This window comes from Accumulibacter sp. (assembly GCF_029255285.1).
Classification (GTDB): domain Bacteria; phylum Pseudomonadota; class Gammaproteobacteria; order Burkholderiales; family Rhodocyclaceae; genus Accumulibacter.
The window spans coordinates 1-18,818 of the sequence record NZ_JAPUVI010000021.1 but is presented as its reverse complement, the minus strand read 5'-3'; the positions used below and the strand labels follow the sequence as shown (position 1 = coordinate 18,818).

At 66.9% G+C, this 18,818-nt stretch carries 17 protein-coding genes; 11 read left to right on the top strand and 6 right to left on the bottom strand.

Annotated features, from left to right (window positions below):
* Window positions 1-148: 148 nt before the first annotated feature.
* Window positions 149-1,789, top strand: coding sequence for an electron transfer flavoprotein-ubiquinone oxidoreductase (locus tag Q1M07_RS01225; protein WP_300449488.1), 1,641 nt, complete (start codon window positions 149-151; stop codon window positions 1,787-1,789).
* A 21-nt stretch (window positions 1,790-1,810) separates the two neighbouring features.
* Here Q1M07_RS01225 and queG read toward each other — a convergent pair whose 3' ends face one another.
* Window positions 1,811-2,920: a tRNA epoxyqueuosine(34) reductase QueG gene (gene queG, locus Q1M07_RS01220; RefSeq protein WP_300449485.1), complete on the bottom strand. Its 1,110-nt coding sequence runs from the start codon at window positions 2,918-2,920 to the stop codon at window positions 1,811-1,813.
* 108 nt (window positions 2,921-3,028) lie between these two features.
* On the opposite strand from queG, the gene tsaE reads away from it, so the two are divergent.
* Together tsaE and Q1M07_RS01210 are read left to right on the top strand one after the other, a co-directional pair.
* A complete protein-coding gene (gene tsaE / locus Q1M07_RS01215; protein ID WP_300449621.1) occupies window positions 3,029-3,451 on the top strand; it encodes a tRNA (adenosine(37)-N6)-threonylcarbamoyltransferase complex ATPase subunit type 1 TsaE in 423 nt (140 codons plus the stop codon).
* Entirely contained in the window at window positions 3,406-4,752 is a 1,347-nt protein-coding gene (locus tag Q1M07_RS01210) for an N-acetylmuramoyl-L-alanine amidase (protein WP_300449482.1), read from the top strand. Before tsaE ends, Q1M07_RS01210 begins: the two co-directional genes overlap by 46 nt.
* 37 nt (window positions 4,753-4,789) lie before the next feature.
* Here Q1M07_RS01210 and Q1M07_RS01205 read toward each other — a convergent pair whose 3' ends face one another.
* The gene (locus Q1M07_RS01205) at window positions 4,790-7,315 is read right to left on the bottom strand and encodes an EAL domain-containing protein (protein ID WP_300449479.1); all 2,526 of its coding nucleotides are present in this window, start codon (window positions 7,313-7,315) and stop codon (window positions 4,790-4,792) included.
* Window positions 7,316-7,609: 294 nt separating this feature from the next.
* Between Q1M07_RS01205 and leuS the strand changes: the two genes are divergently transcribed.
* From leuS to holA, 3 genes are read left to right on the top strand one after another with little or no spacing between them, the layout of a single operon-like run.
* Window positions 7,610-10,225 (top strand): leucine--tRNA ligase, encoded by a 2,616-nt coding sequence (gene leuS, locus Q1M07_RS01200; protein WP_300449618.1) that lies wholly within the window; start codon window positions 7,610-7,612, stop codon window positions 10,223-10,225.
* 20 nt (window positions 10,226-10,245) lie between these two features.
* A complete protein-coding gene (gene lptE / locus Q1M07_RS01195) occupies window positions 10,246-10,767 on the top strand; it encodes an LPS assembly lipoprotein LptE (protein ID WP_300449476.1) in 522 nt (173 codons plus the stop codon).
* Window positions 10,768-10,778: 11 nt separating this feature from the next.
* Window positions 10,779-11,783: a DNA polymerase III subunit delta gene (gene holA, locus Q1M07_RS01190; RefSeq protein ID WP_300449473.1), complete on the top strand. Its 1,005-nt coding sequence runs from the start codon at window positions 10,779-10,781 to the stop codon at window positions 11,781-11,783.
* Window positions 11,784-11,798: 15 nt separating this feature from the next.
* Here the strand turns inward: holA and Q1M07_RS01185 are convergent, their stop codons facing one another.
* Window positions 11,799-12,044, bottom strand: a complete 246-nt coding sequence (locus Q1M07_RS01185) for a hypothetical protein (protein WP_300449470.1) — start codon at window positions 12,042-12,044, stop codon at window positions 11,799-11,801.
* Window positions 12,045-12,165: 121 nt separating this feature from the next.
* Between Q1M07_RS01185 and Q1M07_RS01180 the strand changes: the two genes are divergently transcribed.
* The 4 genes from Q1M07_RS01180 (at window position 12,166) to xerD (ending at window position 15,505) form a co-directional block, all read left to right on the top strand.
* A complete protein-coding gene (locus tag Q1M07_RS01180; RefSeq protein ID WP_300449467.1) occupies window positions 12,166-13,422 on the top strand; it encodes a glutamate-5-semialdehyde dehydrogenase in 1,257 nt (418 codons plus the stop codon).
* A gap of 120 nt (window positions 13,423-13,542) precedes the next feature.
* Window positions 13,543-14,115 (top strand): chalcone isomerase family protein, encoded by a 573-nt coding sequence (locus tag Q1M07_RS01175; protein ID WP_300449464.1) that lies wholly within the window; start codon window positions 13,543-13,545, stop codon window positions 14,113-14,115.
* Window positions 14,116-14,124: 9 nt separating this feature from the next.
* A complete protein-coding gene (locus tag Q1M07_RS01170) occupies window positions 14,125-14,604 on the top strand; it encodes a methylated-DNA--[protein]-cysteine S-methyltransferase (protein WP_300449461.1) in 480 nt (159 codons plus the stop codon).
* Window positions 14,591-15,505 carry a site-specific tyrosine recombinase XerD gene (gene xerD / locus Q1M07_RS01165; protein ID WP_300449458.1) on the top strand — a complete coding sequence of 305 codons (915 nt, stop codon included), beginning with the start codon at window positions 14,591-14,593 and terminating at the stop codon, window positions 15,503-15,505. Before Q1M07_RS01170 ends, xerD begins: the two co-directional genes overlap by 14 nt.
* An 11-nt stretch (window positions 15,506-15,516) precedes the next feature.
* On the opposite strand, the gene Q1M07_RS01160 is transcribed toward xerD, so the two are convergent.
* Both Q1M07_RS01160 and Q1M07_RS01155 read right to left on the bottom strand, forming a co-directional pair.
* Window positions 15,517-16,062, bottom strand: coding sequence for a histidine phosphatase family protein (locus Q1M07_RS01160; RefSeq protein ID WP_300449456.1), 546 nt, complete (start codon window positions 16,060-16,062; stop codon window positions 15,517-15,519).
* Complete coding sequence (locus Q1M07_RS01155) at window positions 16,047-16,802, bottom strand: adenosylcobinamide-GDP ribazoletransferase (protein WP_300449453.1); 756 nt, start codon at window positions 16,800-16,802, stop codon at window positions 16,047-16,049. The genes Q1M07_RS01160 and Q1M07_RS01155 overlap by 16 nt, the downstream gene beginning before the upstream one ends.
* 267 nt (window positions 16,803-17,069) lie before the next feature.
* Here Q1M07_RS01155 and Q1M07_RS01150 point away from each other — a divergent pair, with 267 nt between their 5' ends.
* On the top strand, window positions 17,070-17,684 hold the full coding sequence (locus Q1M07_RS01150; RefSeq protein ID WP_300449450.1) for an MT-A70 family methyltransferase: 615 nt from the start codon (window positions 17,070-17,072) through the stop codon (window positions 17,682-17,684).
* Window positions 17,685-17,993: 309 nt separating this feature from the next.
* Here the strand turns inward: Q1M07_RS01150 and Q1M07_RS01145 are convergent, their stop codons facing one another.
* Window positions 17,994-18,443, bottom strand: a complete 450-nt coding sequence (locus tag Q1M07_RS01145) for a hypothetical protein (protein ID WP_366983868.1) — start codon at window positions 18,441-18,443, stop codon at window positions 17,994-17,996.
* Window positions 18,444-18,818 lie beyond the last annotated feature (375 nt).

Below are 18,818 nucleotides of genomic sequence, written 5' to 3'. Positions count from 1 at the left end.
GGGCCAGGGGCTTCGAGCTTGACCGGGGTGCCCGACTGCGGTATATGCCACTAGGGAAATGGGCTTGTCGGCCAGGCGCCAGAACGTTTGCTCTCGTTCGTTGGCGCGGGGCGGCGCCGGATCGATCGAGAAACCTAGAGGAGCGGTAATGGAACGTGAAGCGATGGAGTATGACGTAGTGATTGTCGGCGCGGGGCCGGCGGGCTTGAGCGCGGCGATTCGCGTCAAGCAGCTCAATCCCGAGTTGGGCGTGATGGTGCTCGAGAAAGGCTCCGAAGTCGGCGCCCACATTCTTTCCGGCGCGCTGTTCGAGAGCCGGGCGCTCGACGAGTTGCTGCCCGACTGGCAGGCGCGCGGTGCGCCCTTGAATACGCCGGTCAGCGAAGACCGGGTTTACCTCTATCGCAGCCAGACTTCGGCGACCCGCCTGCCGGGCTTTGCCGTTCCCTCGCCGATGCACAATACCGGCACCTACGTCATCAGCCTGGGCAGCCTCTGCCGCTGGCTGGCCGAGCAGGCCGAAGCGGTCGGCGTCGAGATTTTTCCGGGTTTCGCGGCGTCGGAAGTGCTCTACCACGACGACGGTTCGGTCAAGGGCGTGGCGACCGGCGATCTGGGGCGCGACAAGGCGGGCGAGCCGAAGGACAGCTTCCAGCCCGGTATCGAGTTGCACGCCAAGTACACGCTGTTTGCCGAAGGCGCGCGCGGCCAGCTCGGCAAGGAACTGATCGCGCGCTACGACCTGGCGGCCGGCGCGACCGCCCAGCATTACGGAATCGGGATCAAGGAACTGTGGCAGATCGATCCGGCGAAGCACCAGCCGGGGTTGGTGGTGCACGGGGCCGGGTGGCCGCTCAGCGAACACGGGGCGACCGGCGGTTCCTTCCTCTATCACATGGCGGACAACCAGGTCGCGGTCGGCCTGATCGCCGACCTCAACTACGCCAATCCTTATCTGTCGCCTTTCGAGGAGTTCCAGCGCTTCAAGTCGCAGGCCGAAATCCGCTCCCACCTGGAAGGCGGCCAACGTTTGTGCTACGGCGCGCGGGCGATCACCAAGGGAGGGCTCAACAGCCTGCCGAAGCAGACCTTTCCGGGCGGGCTGCTGCTCGGCTGCGACGCCGGGACGCTCAATTTCGCCAAGATCAAGGGCATCCACACGGCGATGAAGTCGGGAATGCTGGCCGCCGAGACGGTCCATGCGGCCTTGCAGGCGGGCGACCAGGGACGCGGCGATCTGGTGGCGTATCAGCAGGCGTTCCGCGATTCGTGGCTGTACGCCGAACTGTACCAGGCGCGCAACTTCGGGCCGGCGCTGCACAAATTCGGCACCTTCCTCGGCGGCGCGTTCAACTGGCTGCAGATGAACCTGTTCGGCGGCTGGATGCCGTTCACGCTGCGCGACCGGACGAGCGACCACGAGCAGTTGCGGGCGGCGGCGCAGTTTCAGCCGATCCAGTATCCGAAACCGGACGGCGAGCTGACCTTCGATCGCCTGTCGTCGGTTTTCATGTCCAATACGGCGCACGAGGAAGACCAGCCGGTGCATCTGCAACTGCTCGACAGCAGCAAGGCCCTGACGGTCAATTACAAGGAATACGCTTCGCCGGAGCAACGTTACTGCCCGGCCGGGGTGTATGAAATCGTCGAGGAAGCCGGCGGCCCGCGGCTGCAGATCAATGCCTCGAACTGCGTGCACTGCAAGACCTGCGACATCAAGGACCCGACGCAGAACATCCGCTGGGTGGCACCCGAGGGCGGTGGCGGACCGAACTATCCGAACATGTGACGCCGCCCGGCGGTAGCCGGCTCAGGCGTCGTCTGGCGTGGCGCGCGGCGATTTGGCGGCCTGCTGCGCGAGCGCCCAGGCGATATGCTCGCGCAGTAGCGGCGAGGGGTCGTCGCGGCGTGCGGTGAGCGCGGCGACGACGACCGGCGAGTAGTCGGCGTTGCCGAGCGCGACGGCGATGTTGCGCAGCCAGCGCGTGTGTCCGATGCGGCGTATCGGGCTGCCCGCCAGCCGCTGCGCGAACTCGTCGGCATTCCAGGCGAAAAGCGCCGTCAGCGGTGCCGCATCGAGGCCGTGGCGCGGCGCGAAGTCGGGGTCGCCGAGGCGCGCAAAGCGGTTCCACGGGCAGCACAACTGGCAGTCGTCGCAACCGTAGATGCGGTTGCCGATCAGCGGGCGCAGAGCGACCGGGATGGCGCCGTGCAGTTCGATCGTCAGGTAGGAGATGCAGCGGCGTGCGTCCACTTCGTAGGGTGCGACGATCGCCGCGGTCGGGCAGACATCGAGGCAGCGCCGGCAGTCGCCGCAATGCTCGTCGATCGGCCTGTCCGGCGGCAACGGCAGGGTGGTGTAGATTTCGCCGAGAAAATGCCACGAACCGCTGCGCGTCAGCGACAGGGTGTGCTTGCCGCGCCACGCGATGCCCGACTGGCGGGCGAACTCGGTTTCCAGTACCGGTGCCGAATCGGCAAACACGCGGCAGGCGAAACCACCGGGCAGGGGCAAGGCATCGGCTTCCTGACGCAGCCGGTCGACCAGGCGCTGGAGTCGCTGGCGGACCGTCTTGTGGTAGTCTCGGCCGAGTGCGTAGCGCGAAACATAGGCCAGGCGGCCGTCGGCGAGCACCTGCTCGGCGTCGGTGGCGTCCGGCCAGTAGGGCAGGCGGACCGAAATGACCGACAGCGTGCCGGCCAGCAAGCGCTCCGGCGCGACGCGCAGCGACGCCTGTTTGGCCATATAATCCATTTCGCCGTGGCGGCCCAGTGCCAGCCAGCGCAATAGCCACGGCGCCGCCGCGGTAACGTCGGCGGAGGCAATGCCGATCGCCGCAAAGCCGAGTTCCCGCCCCCATTCCCTGATCTTGCCCGCCAATTCGGCGTACCCGGCGTGGCCATCGGCTTGGCCGAGCATTTCGCCGCCTGTTTCGGAGCCCCGTTCGTGCATAGCCCGGATCATAACCAGTCCACGCTGACCCTGCATCTGCCCGACGAGGCGGCGACCGCAGATCTCGGCCGCCGTATGGCGCCCTTGCTGGCGCCTGGCATGGTCGTCTGGCTCGATGGCGACCTTGGGGCGGGAAAGACCAGCCTCGTGCGCTCGCTGTTGCGCGCGCGCGACCATGCCGGCGCGGTGAAAAGCCCTACCTACACCTTGGTTGAAATTTATGTGATTTCGAGGATATACTGGTATCACTTTGATTTCTATCGTTTCAACTTTCCAGAAGAGTTTTTGGATGCCGGGCTTGGCGAATATTTCCGCGCCGATTCGGTTTGCCTGGTCGAGTGGCCCGAGAAGGCCGCCGGCTATGTGCCGGCGCCGGATTTGGTGGTGCACTTCCGTTTTGCCGAACCGGGCCGGAAACTGGATCTCGCCGCGTACAGCAAGGAGGGGCGTGAATGTCTGAACACGTTGAGAAGCGGCTTGCCGGACGCCGCCGACTGATCAAGCTGGCCGGCGCTTCGTTGTTTCTGACCGTCAGTCCGCTGTCGCAAGCCGCGGCGACCCGCAGTGCCGGCGTCCTGGCCGTCCGCATCTGGCCGGCCGCCGACTATACGCGGGTGGCCATCGAACACTCCGCCGCGCTCAAGTACACGCACTTCATGGTCAAGGATCCCGAGCGCCTGGTCGTCGACCTCGAAGGCATCGAGTTCACCAGCGTGCTCGAAGGGCTGGCCGGCAAGGTGGCACCCAACGATCCCAACATCAAATTGTTGCGCGCCGGGCGTTACAAGCCGGGAGTCGTGCGCCTGGTGATGGAACTCAAGGGCGAAGCGAACCCGCAGGTTTTCGTCCTGCCGCCGGTCGGTGGCTACGGGCATCGCCTGGTTCTCGACGTCTATCCCCTCAATCCGCCCGATCCGCTGCTCTCCGTGCTCGATGGCCGGGAAGCGCCGCTGCCCGCCGTCGAGACCCGGCCGCTTGCCAAGGTCGACAGTCGGGCGGAAGTGGCGGAAGCCAAACCGGCGCCCAAGACCGAAGCGGCTGCCGAGCCGAAGTCGCCACCCGCCAAGCGGCAGGGTCGGCCGGTGGTCGATCGCCTGGTGACGATCACCCTCGATCCCGGGCACGGCGGCGAGGATCCGGGAGCCATCGGCAGTGGCGGCAGCTACGAAAAGCACGTCACCCTGGCGGTCGCCAAGCGTTTGCGGGCCAAGATCGAGGCCGAGCCGAACATGCGCGCCGTGCTGACGCGCGACGCCGATTTCTTCGTCCCCCTGCACGCCCGGGTGCAGAAGGCGCGGCGAATCCAGTCCGACCTCTTCGTTTCGATACACGCTGATGCGTTCGTCCGGCCGGATGCCAACGGGTCGTCGGTCTTCGTACTGTCCGAGAGTGGCGCCTCGAGTTCCGCCGCGCGCTATCTCGCGCAAAAGGAGAACGCGGCCGATCTGATCGGCGGCGTCAATCTCGACGTCAAGGATCCCATTCTCGCGAGGACGCTGCTCGATCTGTCGCAAACCGCGACCATCAACGACAGTCTCAAGTTGGGCAAGGCGGTTCTCGGTGAACTCGGAGGCATCAACCGCTTGCACAAGGCCAGCGTCGAGCAGGCCGGTTTCGCCGTGCTGAAAGCTCCCGACATTCCGTCGATTCTCGTCGAGACGGCCTTCATCTCGAATCCCGAGGAGGAAAAGCGGCTCAACGACGAAGCCTACCAGGACAAGATGGCCGAGGCGATCTTCTCCGGGATCCGGAAGTATCTGGCCAAGAACCCGCCGCTCGCCAAGTCTACGCTGGCCTGAACCTGCCTCTCTTCTCTATTTGTCTTTCCCGGCGGGGTCAGTTGCGCCGTGCGAAGTTCTCGAAGTCCTCGACCGGCAGCGGGCGGCTGAAAAGATAGCCCTGATAGGCACGGCAGCCCTGGCCGGCGAGGTAATCCCGTTGCGCCGCCGTTTCCACACCCTCGGCGATGACCGCCAGTCCGAGACTTTCCGCCAGGACGACGACCATCCTGGCGATCGCCGCGTCGTTGGCGTCGTCGAGGATGTTACGGATGAAGCCCTGGTCGATCTTCAACTGGTCGAGCGGCAGACGCTTGAGGTAGGAGAGCGACGAATAGCCGGTCCCGAAGTCGTCCAGCGAGAAATGGACTCCTGTCGCCTTGAGGGCGCTCATCTTGGCGATGACCGCTTCGACGTCGTCTACCAGCAGGCTTTCCGTCAGCTCGAGCTTGAGCTGTTGCGGCCGCGCGCCGCTGCTCGCCAGCGCCGCCAGCACCCGGTCGACGAAGCTTTCGTCGTGAAACTGACGGGCGCTGACATTCACCGCGATGCTCAGATGGGTCAGTTCCGCCTGTGCGGCCCAGGCCGCGAGTCGCGCACAAGCGGTCTCCAGAACCCACTGACCGACGGAAATGATCTGCCGGCTTTCTTCAAGCAAAGGAATGAACTCGGCCGGCGAGACCAGCCCGCGCTTCGGGTTTTGCCAGCGCAGCAAGGCTTCGGCGCCGATGGTGCGGCCCGCGGCGTCGACTTGCGCTTGGTAATAGACCAGAAACTCCCGCTTCTTGCCGGCGTCGCGCAGCGCGGCAGCCAGCGCCGCGCGCGCCGTGACCGCTTCCTGCATCGCCGGGTCGAAGAAGCGCAGCGCATTGCCGCCCACCCGTTTGGCCTGATGCATGGCGGATTCGGCGCGCTGCAGCAATTCGTCCACCATCTCGTGCTGATCGGTGAACAGGGCGATGCCGATGCTGACCGTGTTGTGATGCGCATAGTCGGCGAGCAGGTAGGGCTGACTGAGCGTCGTCAGTACCTTGCCGCCCACGGCTTCGGCCTGGTTCGCCGCATCCTGGGCGTCGTCGCTCAGATCCTCGAGCATGACGACGAACTCGTCGCTACCTGGGCGTGCCACGGTGTCGCTGGCGCGCACGCAGGCGCTCAGGCGTTGGGCCGCCTTTTGCAACACGAGGTCGGCGCGTTCTCGGCCGACGATGTCGTTTAAGTTCTTGAAGTTGTCGAGGTCGACGAAGAGCAGCGCACCGCAGCGTGCGGTGCGTGCGCTGGTGACCAGTGCGTGCTGCAGTCGGTCGAGCAGCAGTCGGCGGTTGGGCAGGTCGGTGAGCGGATCGTAGAAGGCGAGGTGATCGATTTTTCGTTCTGCCGCCTTGCGCTGGGTCAGGTCGGAGAATACCGCGACGTAGTGCGAAACGGCGCCCTGTTCGTCGAAAACGGCGGTGATGCTCAGCCACTCGGGAAAGACGTCGCCATTCTTGCGGCGATTCCACATTTCGCCCTGCCAGTGCGTCTCCGTTTGCAACGAAGACCACAGCGCGGCGTAGAAGGCGCGGTCCTGACGCCCCGACTTGAGAATTCTCGGCGTCTGGCCGATCACCTCGTCGGCAGCATAGCCGGTGACCCGGGTGAAGGCGCCGTTAACCGCCAGAATCCGCTGATCGGCATCGGTAATCAGGATGCCTTCCATCGCGTTGTCGAAGACTTCCGCCGCCAGCTTGAGCTGTGCCTCGGCGGCTCGGCGAACGTCGATTTCCCGGCTCAGATTGCGGTTCGTTTCGTTCAGCGCCTCGGTACGCTCCTGAACCCGGCGGTCGAGTTCCCGATTGACCCGTTCGACGTCTTGCAGCGATTCCTCGAGCTCGCCGGCCTGCCGGTCGATGATCCCCTGGGCGCGGGCGACGAGCAGGAAAAGCAGCCCGTAGAGTATCGCCAACAGGCCGGCGACGAGAGCGATGACCAACTGTCGAGTCTCGTTCAGATGGGCGACGAAGGCGGTGACGTCGCTGTACAGTTCGATCACCGCGACCACCTCCTTGGCCTCGCCGCGCATCGGCAGGTAGGAGGAAAAAACGTCGAGGTCGTTGATCGTCCCCTCGAAGGTGTCCATCTTGTCGCGGTGATTCAGGACGTTTGTCACCCGGCCGGCGCGTGCGGCCAGAAAGCCGGCGTTGTTGCTCTTGTCTTCGCCGGTCTGTTGTCTATCGGTCGAGAACACCGTCACGCCGTTGAGTGCATAGACCTTGACCTTGACGACGCCCGTCCCCTTCATGTGCTGGATGACGGTTGCCGGCAACCCGGCGGCGTCGGCGCGCTGGCGCAGCACGTCGGCCGTGGCGCCGGCGCTGGCTTCGACGAGCGGGGCGAATTTTGCCCACAGGGCATTGGCAAAGGCGTTCGTCAGTGCGACGTTGCGGCTTTCGGCGAGGTGCTCGAGATCATCCAGCGCCAGACGCTGGTAGCTCCAGCCCAGCAGCACCGCAATAAGTGCGGTGCACAGCAGGCTGGTCAGCGAAAAATAGCGCTTCAGCGCAAAACGCCGCTGTCTATGCCTGTCGCCGCCCCTCTGTTTCACCTCGTTCCTCTCGCCTCCACTCCTTTCCGAAACCCGATCCGGAAAACCAGGATTCGAAGTGAGAGCATAACAGGATGAACGGCTGGTCCACAATGCGATGCCGGGCGTTACGGCAAAGTGGGTGGGCGAGCGGGTCGTCGGCGGCGCCCGGAGGGCAGGCGCCGCGCCAGGAAGCCGGTCCGTCAGCGGAGGAGGGGACGAATGCGTATAATTCGCCGCTCTGCCCTTTCTCGCCAGCCATCGACCATGCCGCACCAGAACTCATCCACCGGACAGGAAAACCTGCCGTCCACGCTGCCGGAGAAATATCGGCCGGCCGCCATCGAAACCGCTGCGCAGGCGCTTTGGGACAGCACCGGCGCGGCGCGCGCCGACGAAGACCCGGATCGCGCCAAGTACTATTGCCTGTCGATGTTCCCCTATCCGTCCGGCAAGCTGCACATGGGGCATGTGCGCAACTACACGATCGGCGACGTCCTGGCGCGTTTCCATCGCATGCTCGGCTACAACGTCCTGCAGCCGATGGGTTGGGACGCTTTCGGCATGCCGGCGGAGAACGCCGCGCTGCAGAATAAGGTGCCGCCAGCGCAGTGGACGCATGCCAACATCGCCTACATGAAAACCCAGCTCCGGCGGCTCGGTTTCGCCATCGACTGGGAGCGTGAAATCGCCACCTGCCGGCCGGACTACTACCGCTGGGAACAGTGGCTGTTCACCCGCCTTTACGAGAAGGGCCTGATCTACAAGCGGCTGGGAAGCGTCAACTGGGATCCGGTCGACCAGACCGTTCTCGCCAACGAGCAGGTGATCGACGGCCGTGGCTGGCGTTCGGGCGCGCTCGTCGAGAAGCGCGAGATCCCGATGTACTACATGAAGATCACCGCCTACGCCGAAGAACTGCTGGCCGACCTCGAGGCGCTCGACGGCTGGCCGGAGCAGGTCAGGCTGATGCAGAAGAACTGGATCGGCAAGAGTAGCGGCGTGCGCTTCGCCTTTCCCTACGAACTCGATGGCGAGCCGGGTCGGCTGTGGGTATTCACCACGCGCGCCGACACGATCATGGGCGTCACCTTCTGCGCCGTGGCGGCCGAACATCCGCTGGCCAGCTACGCGGCCGCGCGCGACCCGCAGATCGCGGCCTTCGTCGAGGAGTGCAAGCGCGGCGGCGTCGCCGAAGCGGACTTGGCGACGATGGAGAAGAAGGGCGTGCCGACCGGCATCTTCGTCACCCACCCGCTGAGCGGCGAGCCGGTCGAAGTGTGGATAGGCAATTACGTGCTGATGGGCTACGGCGACGGCGCGGTGATGGCCGTGCCGGCGCACGACGAGCGCGATTTCGTCTTCGCCACCAAGTACGGCTTGCCGATCCGGCAGGTGATCGCGGTCGATGGCGAAGACTTCTCGCTCGACGGCTGGCAGGACTGGTACGCCGACAAGCAGCGCGGCGTCTGCATCCACTCGGGCAAGTACGACGGTCTCGCGCACGCCGCGGCGGTGGACGCCATCGCCGCCGACCTCGCCGCTCTGGGCCTGGGCGAACAGAAGGTCCAGTTCCGTTTGCGTGACTGGGGGATTTCCCGCCAGCGCTACTGGGGCTGCCCGATCCCTATCATCCACTGCGCCGCCTGCGGCGACGTGCCGGTGCCCGACGCCGACCTGCCGGTCGTTCTGCCCGAGGAGGTGACGATCACCGGTGCCGGTTCGCCGCTCGCCCGCCTGCCCGAGTTTTACGAGTGCCGCTGCCCGAAGTGCGGCCAGCCGGCGCGGCGCGAGACCGACACGCTCGACACCTTCGTCGAGTCGTCGTGGTATTTCCTTCGTTACTGCTGTCCGGACAACGCGCAAGCCATGGTCGACGAGCGCGTCGCCTACTGGTGCCGAGGCGGCATCGACCAGTACATCGGTGGTATCGAGCACGCCATCCTGCACCTGCTCTACGCCCGCTTCTGGACCAAGCTGATGCGCGATCTCGGGCTGTTCGGCGATCTTTCGCTCGGCGAACCCTTCGCCCGGCTGCTGACGCAGGGCATGGTCGTCGCGCCGACCTTCTATCGCGAAGACGGCCACGGACAGAAGCAGTGGATCAATCCCTCCGAAGTCGACGTCGTGCACGACGAACGCGGCCGGGTGGTCGGCGCCAGTCGGCGTTCCGACGGCCTGCCGGTGGTCGTCGGCGGCCTGGAGAAGATGGCCAAGTCGAAGAACAACGGCGTCGACCCGCAGGCGCTGATCGACCAGTACGGCGCCGACACGGCGCGTCTGTTCATCATGTTCGCCAGTCCGCCAGACCAGTCGCTCGAATGGTCCGACGCCGGTGTCGAAGGCGCCTTCCGTTTTCTCAAGCGGCTGTGGCGCATCGTTTTCGAGCATCTCTCAGCGGGTCCCGCCGGGCCGCTCGACGACACGGCGCTGACGCCGGAACTTGCCGACCTGCGCCGCCAGTTGCACCAGACGATCGGCAAGGTGGCCGACGACTACGGCCGGCGCAAGCAGTTCAACACCGCCATCGCGGCGCTGATGGAGCTGCTCAATGCCTATGTCCGTGTGAGCGGCGATTCGCCGGCCGTGCGCGCCGTCCGACAGGAAACGCTGGAAGCCGTGACGCTGATGCTCAGCCCCATCGTGCCGCATGTCTGCGAAGCGCTTTACGCCGCGCTCAAGCCCGGGCACACGGCGAGCGGCGCGAGCTTTCCGAAACAGGACGCGCGGGCACTGCGCCAGGACGAGATCGAACTCGTCCTGCAAGTCAATGGACGCTTGCGCGGCAGCCTGCGGGTGCCGGCCGGCGCTAGCCGGGAGAGCGTCGAAGCGGCCGCGCTGGCCAGCGACGCGGCCCGCAAGCACCTCGTCGGTGCGGCGCCGAAAAAGGTGGTGGTCGTCCCCGGCCGCCTGGTGAACATCGTCGTCTGAGACGCCGAGGAGGATTTCCGATGCGTTTCGCGTTCGTGTCGCCGCCCGGTTTCTGGTGGGCTCTCGTCCTCGCGCTGCTCGCCGGTTGCGGCTTCCAGTTGCGCGGTTCCTACGCGCTGCCCTACGAGAGCCTGTATCTGTCGATGCCCGACTACTCGGTGATCGGCGCCACGTTGAAGCGCGCCATCCGTTCGTCGGCGACGACTCGCCTGGCGCTGACGGCGAGCGACGCGCAGGCGACCTTGCTGCCGGGCGCCGAGTATCGCGACCGGGTGATCCTCTCGGTTTCCGGCACCGGCCGGGTCAGCGAGTTGCGCCTGCGCTACCTTTATCCCTATCGCGTGGTCGATGTCAAGGGGCGCGACCTGGTACCGCCGGCGACCATCGAACTCGTGCGCGATCTGACCTACGACGACTCCAACATCCTCGCCAAGCAGCAGGAGGAAGCCCTGCTCTGGCGGGACATGGAAAACGATCTGGTGCAACAGTTGATGCGCAAGCTGGTGGCCGTCAAGCCGGTTTTCCCGGACGCGGCCGAGTAGCGACGGCGGGCATGCAGCTCAAGGGCGAACAACTCGCGGCGCATCTGGAACGTGCGCTGGCGCCGCTCTATCTGGTGCACGGAGACGAAGCCCTGCTGGTCATCGAAGCTTCCGACGCGATTCGCGCCGCGGCGCGCGGCAAAGGATTCGACGAGCGCCAGGTGCTCACCGCCGGCGCCGGTTTCCAGTGGAACGATCTGTATCACGCGGCCGGCAGCCTGTCGCTGTTCGGCGGACGAAAACTTTTGGACTTGCGCATCCCCGCCGCGCGGCCGGGGCGCGACGGCGCGGCGGCCTTGCAGGAATACTGCGCGCGCCCGTCGCCCGACTCGCTGTTGCTCGTCACCATGATCCAGGTCGACTGGCGCGAGGAGAAGTCGACCTGGATGGCCGCCATGGCGGCCGCCGGTGTGGTCGTCAAGCTGGTGGCACCGGGACTCGCGGAACTACCGGCCTGGATCGCCGGCCGCCTGCGCCGCCAGGGGCAAAGCGCCGACGCCGAGAGTTTGCGCTTCATCGCCGAGCGCGTCGAAGGCAATCTCCTGGCCGCGCATCAGGAGATCCTCAAACTCGGCATCCTCTACCCGGCCGGCGCGCTGAACCTGGAGCAGGTACGCGACGCCGTGCTCAATGTCGCGCGCTACGATCTCGACGGCCTGCGCGAAGCGCTGTTGGCCGGCGACGTGGCGCGCCTGACGCGCACCCTCGACGGCTTGCAGCAGGAGGGCGAGGCGCCCTTGCTGGTGCTCTGGGCGATGACCGAGGAAGTGCGGGCGCTGGCGCAGATTCAGGTCGGGTTGGCCGGGCGCCAGCCGCTCGACCGGCTGCTCAAGGAAACGCGCGTCTGGGGAGCGCGCCAGCCGCTGGTCCGGCGCGCGCTGCAGAGAACCGACGGTTCCCATGCCCTGGCCGCACTGACCCACGCCGCGCGTATCGACCGCATGATCAAGGGGCTGGCAGCCGGCGACGTATGGGACGAGTTCCGCCAGCTTGGCCTGCGCCTCGCCGCCGGCTGAACTTCCGCCGCGCGCTCAGGAGGAGGAACCCGGACCGCTGTCCGGCAAGTCGGGCGCCAGGTGTTCCCAGGCGCAATTGGCGCCTTCTCCCCGCACATCGGTGAGACCCGGGCGGTTTCTGGCTTGCGCCAGGCATTCGCCGACGCAAGCCTGGTCGACGACGACGAGACGCAGTTCGCGATCGATCGCACGCTCGCCATCCCAGTAACTGCAGGTGGCGCAGACTTTCACTTCGGCAGGCAGAATCAGCTTTTTCTTCATGGTCTTGATCGGCGCGGGAAGGTGGTGATTGGTCTATGAGTCCATTTCCCGCTCAGGGTTCCCTTGACGCGGGCGCGACGTCGGTGGCTATAATCGGCCTGTCTGGAGTAGAGGAAAGCGCATGGACATCGAGCAGTACATGCAGACGGTCGGCCGGCAGGCACGCGCGGCGTCGCGCCTCGTCGCGCGTGCCGACAGCAATACCAAGAACGCTGCGCTGCGCGCTGTCGCCGCTGCTATCCGGCGCGACAGCGACGCCCTGCTGGCCGCCAACCTCGACGATCTCGCCGCGGCCCGTGCGGCCGGTCTCGAGCCGGCGCTGCTCGACCGTCTGACGCTGACCGCGAAGAGCGTCGCGGCGATGGCCGAAGGCGTCGAGCAGGTCGCCGCGCTGGCCGATCCGGTCGGCGAAATCAGCGATCTCAGGTACCGCCCGAGCGGCATCCAGGTCGGCCGCATGCGCGTGCCGCTCGGCGTCATCGGCATCATCTACGAAGCGCGTCCGAACGTCACGGCCGATGCCGCCGCGCTCTGCCTCAAGTCCGGCAATGCGTCCATCCTGCGCGGCGGTTCCGAGGCGATCCGCAGCAACCGGGCGATCGCCGCCCTGGTCCACGAAGGGCTGGCCAGTGCCGGCCTGCCGGCGAACGCCGTGCAGATCGTCGACACCACCGACCGGGCCGCCGTCGGCCACCTGATCCGCCTGCGCGAGTACATCGACGTGATCGTCCCGCGCGGTGGCAAGGGACTGATCGCGCGCCTGCTGGCCGAGTGTCGCGTACCGATGATCCAGCATCTCGACGGCAACTGCCATGTGTACATCGACGCCGACGCCGATCCCGAGAAGGCGCTGCAGATCGTCGAGAATGCCAAGACGCAGCGCTACGGAACCTGCAACACCGCCGAGTCGCTGCTCCTCGCGCGGCCGCTGGTGGCTACCCTGCTGCCGCCCTTGGCGGCGATGTTGACGCAGAAAGGGGTCGAGATTCGCGGCTGCCCGGAAACGCTCGCCAGCGTCCCGCAGGCGCGGGCGGCGAGCGAGGAAGACTACGCCAGCGAGTTTCTGGCGCCCATCGTTTCGCTCAAGGTCGTCGCCGGATTGGACGAGGCGATGGAACACATCAACCGTTACGGTTCGCACCACACCGACGCCATCGTGACCGAGAACTACACGTCGGCCATGCGCTTCCTGCGCGAAGTCGATTCGGCGTCGGTGATGGTCAACGCCTCGACGCGTTTTGCCGACGGTTTCGAGTACGGTCTTGGGGCCGAGATCGGCATTTCGACCGACAAGATTCACGCGCGCGGCCCGGTCGGCCTGGAAGGGCTGACCAGCCAGAAGTGGGTCGTGCTCGGTAACGGCGAGGTACGCCGCTAATCCGGCCCGCACGTGGCTGGCGGCGCGAGTCGTTTCCGTTTTCGCAACTGGCGCGGCAGGCGGATGCCGCGGCAGGCTTCGCCCGCTCCGCCGGAAGTTTCAACCCTTCGAGGAAACGCTATGAAACACCTGCTGCTGGCGGCCGTGACCGCTTTCTCCTTCAACCTGGCGGCGGCGGTCGAGGTGGCCGGCGTCAAGTTCGACGACAAGAGCCGCGTCGGCAACAGCGAACTGGTCGTCAATGGCGCCGGCCTGCGCAAGAAACTGGTCATCAAGGTCTATGCGATGGCCCTCTACCTGCCCGAGAAGCGCGGCGACGCCGAGGCCGTGCTGGCCGCCAAGGGGCCGAAGCGGATTTCGCTCAGCCTGCTGCGCGACCTGAGCGCCAAGCAGTTCGTCGAGGCGCTCGAGGAGGGAGTGACCAACAACCACACGGAAGCCGAAATGGCCGCCCTCAAGGACCGCCTGAAGCAGTTCTCCGATACCCTGCTGGCACTCGGTGAAGCCAAGTCGGGTACGGTGGTGATCATCGACTGGCTGCCCGAGAGCGGCACGCGCTTGACCGTCAACGGGCAGGTCAAGGGCAAGGACATCGCTGGCGACGATTTCTACAAGGCGCTGCTCAGGATCTGGCTGGGCAACAAAGCGGTGCAGGACGACCTGAAACAAGCGCTGCTCGGCAAGTCGTCCTGAACGGTACCGATGCCCGCGCTCGTCGCACCCGCCTACCAGGCCGTGCTCGCCGCGCCGGGCTTCTGCGTCGGCCTGCGTTGCAATGCGCAGCAGATCTACGGCCTTAGTTTTCTCCCGGCCGGCGTCGAAATGGCGCCCGAGAATGCCCTGGCCGAAGAAGCGATGCGCCAGCTCGCCGCCTATCTGGCCGATCCCGAAATGCCTTTCGAGCTGCCGCTGCGCCCCGCCGGTACGCCGTTCCAGCGCCGCGTCTGGCAGCAGATCGCGGCTATCCCGACACACCGGACGCGCAGCTACGGCGACATCGCGCGCGTCCTGCACAGTGCGCCGCGCGCCGTCGGCCAGGCCTGCGGCGCCAATCCCTATCCGCTGGTCGTTCCCTGCCATCGCGTGCTGGCCGCCGGTGGCGGCCTGGGCGGCTTTGCCCGGCAGAACGGCGGCTTTCTGCTCGACGTCAAGCGCTGGTTGCTGGCGCATGAAAGCGTCTGACGTCGATCCGGCCGACGGCGCCGAAATCGACGCCTTTTGCGATGCGCTGTGGCTCGAGGATGGGCTGGCCAAGGCGTCGCTGGCGAGCTACCGCAGCGACCTGATGCAACTGGCGGGCTGGCTCGCCGAGCAGGGGCGCGGACCGCTGTGCAGCGTCGACGAAGCGACGCTGCGGCAGTTCGTCGCCACCCTGCCGGACACGCTGCGTGCTTCCTCGCAGGCTCGCTACCTGTCGACGCTGCGCCGTTTCTACCGCCAGCAACTGGCGCGTGGCCGGCGGAGCAGCGACCCGACGCTGAAGATCGCCATGCCGGTGCCGCCGTCTCGCCTGCCGAAGACGCTCAGCGAGTCGCAAGTCGAGCGTCTGCTCGCCGCGCCGCGCAGCGAAACGCCGCCCGGCCAGCGCGACCGGGCCATGCTCGAAACGCTTTACGCGACCGGCCTGCGTGTTTCCGAACTGGTCGCTCTCAAGCGGCACGAAGTCAGTCTCGACATGGGCGTCGTGCGCGTGTTCGGCAAGGGAGGGCGCGAGCGGTTGGTGCCGCTGGGCGAGGAGGCGTCCGACTGGCTGCGCCGTCATCTGGCCGACGGCCGGCCGTTGCTGCTCGCCGGTCGCCAGAGCGACGACGTCTTCGTCACCGCGCGCGGCTCGGCGATGACCCGGCAGGCCTTCTGGCAACTGATCAAGCGCTACGCCCGGCTGGCCGGGATGGATCCCGCGACCCTGTCGCCGCATGTGTTGCGGCACGCTTTTGCCACCCATCTGCTCAACCATGGCGCCGACCTGCGTGTCGTGCAACTCCTGCTCGGCCACGCGGACATCTCGACGACGCAGATCTACACCCACGTTGCACGCGAGCGTCTGAAAGCGCTGCACCAGCGACACCACCCGCGCGGCTGAGTGCCGCCGCTTCAGCGGTTGAGGTAGCGCAGCGCGGCGCCGGTGCCGGCTTCGACTTCGATCAGCGTCAGGCTGCCGAAGTCGATCGTCAGCCGGCTCCACTCCTCGACCGGCAGGCGCAGCCAGTGACCGAGCGCGGCGCGGATGGGACCGGCGTGCGTGACCAGTGCGACGCGCTTGAAGCGCAGTCCAGCGAGACAGTCGACGACGCGCGCCTGCAGCATGGCGGCCGATTCGCCACCCGGCGGGGCGAAGTGCCGCAGATCGGCTGCCCAGGCGTCGAGTGCGGCGCGGTCGATGTGCTCCCAGGCACGGCCTTCCCACTCGCCAAAGTCGATCTCCATCAGCCGCCGATCGAATTGCGGCCGGCGGTGCAGGGCTTCGGCCAGCTGGCGTGTGCGGCGCAGCGGGCTGGCGACGATCGGCGTCGCGTGCGGCAGCAGCGGGCGCAGGCGCTCGACAATCGGCAGCGCGTCGTCCGCGTCGACGTCGAGCTGGCCGTAGCACAGGCCGGCCGCCAGTCGCGGCGGCGGGTGGCGGATCAGGAAAACCTGCACAGCAGGCCGCCGTAGAAAGCGAGTTCCGCGAGCTGTTGCGTGGCGCCCAGGCAATCGCCGGTATAGCCGCCGATCCGGCGGCGGAACAGGCGCGCCAGCCAGAGCGTCGCCAGCCCGGCGAACAGGCTGCCGAGCAGCGCCGCGTACGGTGGCAGCAGGAGCAGCGGCAGCCCGGCGGTCAGCGCGCCGAAGAGCAGTTCGCCACCGCCGAGGCGGCGGGCCAGCGGCGTCGACTTGCCCTCGTCGCGCACGTAGTCCAGCCCGTAGAGCAAGGTCGTCGCGGCGAAGCGCGAGAGCGTGTGACCGGCGATCAGAGCGACCGGAACGAGCGCCGCATCGAGTTCGACCAGCGCGCAGAAGCGGGCGAGCAGCAGGACGACGAGCGCCAGTGCGCCAAAGCTGCCGATTCGCGAATCCTTCATGATGGCCAGAATCCGTGACTTCTCCCAGCCGCCGCCGAAGCCGTCGACCATGTCGCTCCAGCCGTCCTCGTGCAAGGCGCCGGTCGCATAGAGCGTCGCCGCGATCGCCGCCAGAACGGCCAGCGTGCGTGGCCAGACCTGCGCGGCGAGAACGAAGACCAGGGCGGCCAGGGTGCCGACCAGCAGCCCGACGGCCGGAAAGTAGCGCGCCGCCTGTTCGAGCCCCTGGCTGCCGTGACCGATGCGCGCCGGGACCGGCAAGCGCGTGAAGAAACGCAGCGCGCCAAGAAAATGGTCGAACTCCTGCCTGAGCGTCACGGCGCTTCCAGCCGTGGTCGGTCGAGGGTGGCGCGGGAGGAAAGCGGCGCCGGGCGCGTCCGTCGGGTGGCTGGCATCGATCGGCCTCTGGCGGGCGAAAGTCGCGATGGTAGCGCGAGATGTCGCCGCGCCGCCAGCGGCCGCGTTCGGCCTCGGCCGGTGTGGCTGGCAAAGGGTTGGCAAAGGGCTGGCGATCGGCCGCGCGAACGGTTAAGGTGCCAGCCACGGTGGCGGGCGCCGCCGAACGGACTTTCGAGAGCGAGCGCGATGAGCGAACATTTTTCCGCGGCGGGCGACGACCTCCTGCAGCGCGTCGGCGACCGCCGGTTCCATACCGTGCTGGCCGATCCGCCGTGGCAGTTCCAGAACCGCAGCGGCAAGATGGCTCCGGAGCACAAGCGCCTGAACCGCTACGCGACGATGACGCTGGACGACATTCTGGCGCTGCCCGTGGCGTCCATCGTCGACGAACCGGCGCACCTCTACCTGTGGGTGCCGAATGCGCTCCTGCCGGACGGACTGCGCGTCTTGTCCGACTGGGGCTTTGCCTACAAGAGCAACATCGTGTGGCACAAGATTCGCCGGGACGGCGGGCCGGACGGCCGCGGCGTCGGCTTCTACTTTCGCAACACGACCGAACTCCTCCTCTTCGGCGTGCGCGGCCGCCACGCCCGGACGCTGGCGGCCGGCCGGCGCCAGGTGAACATCATCAAGAGCCGCAAACGCGAGCATTCGCGCAAGCCGGAAGAGGCCTACGAGCTGATCGAATCCTGCTCACCCGGTCCGTTTCTGGAAATGTTCGCTCGCGGATCGCGTGCCGGCTGGACAAGCTGGGGCCAGCAGGCCGACGAGTATTCGCCGGTGGGACCGGGGCGGGGCTGAGCGCCTGCCCGCCGGCGCCTGGGTCGGCGGTGTACACCGGTCTCGCGGCGTGCTCGACACGGAAGGAACGCCGGAGCCGCCGAGTCGGGCGTTCCATGCGCCGGGTCCATCGTTCCCTCTCGACGGGGCAAAGCCTTGTGCCGAACGTCGATCAGCCGGCCGCCTTCCGGCAAGCCGGCATGTCCGTGAGGGAAATCTCCGCATCGGACATTGGCGCTCGCACCGCGCTCAGCGCGTCGGCCGCCGGAAAAAAGCAGGCCGGACGACTGACGCCGTCCGGCCTGCTTTGTCACACGTTTCGGAAACTGCTCAGGCGGCGGCGCCCGCCGGTCCCGCCGGTCCCGCCGGTCCCGCCGGTCCCGCCGGTCCTTGCGGGCCCGCCGGACCAGCGGCTCCTTTGGCGCCGGCCGCCCCCTTGGGTCCGGCTGGCCCGGCTGCCCCAGCCGGACCGGCAGGCCCCATCGCTCCCGCCGGACCGGCCGGGCCGGCGGGACCTGCCGGCCCGGCCGGCCCTGTGGCGCCGCTATCGCCCTTCTTGCCCTGCGGTCCGGCCGGTCCCGCCTCGCCTGGCGGCCCGGCCGGTCCCTCCTGCAGACTCAGCTGCGTCAGTTTCTCTTCCAGTGCGGCGATGCGCTCCTGCAGTGCCTCTAGCGCATCGACGGAGGGTGTCGGCGCCTTCTCCGCGGACTTCGTCTTCGACTTCTTCTTCGACAATGTCGGTCTCCTCTCGTAGTCAAGGTAAGTGGAGTCGTGATCCATGCACACTCCACTGCTGGCTAATACACGGTATGCCAATGCTAGTCAATGGGCATGCCGCCCACGGGCCGGAGTCGCGCAGCCAGGCGCGGCGCTCTGTCCGCCCGAATGATCGCCGGCGGTTGCCGCACGCCCGGCCTTGGCGTCCTGGCGTCTGCCTCGTATACAATTGGCGTACCGGTTACGACAGCCGGCGAAGCAAATCCTCCAGACCGCTCCCGGAGAACGCATGAAAAAGACACCCGGCGCCATTTTCCTGATCAGCTTTGCCGCTTCGGTACAGGCCGGCGATGTGCAGATCAACATCGACCAACTCAAGATCCAGAGTGGCGGCACGACGATCAACGTCGGCCAGCGCGACAAGCGGGGCTACTACTG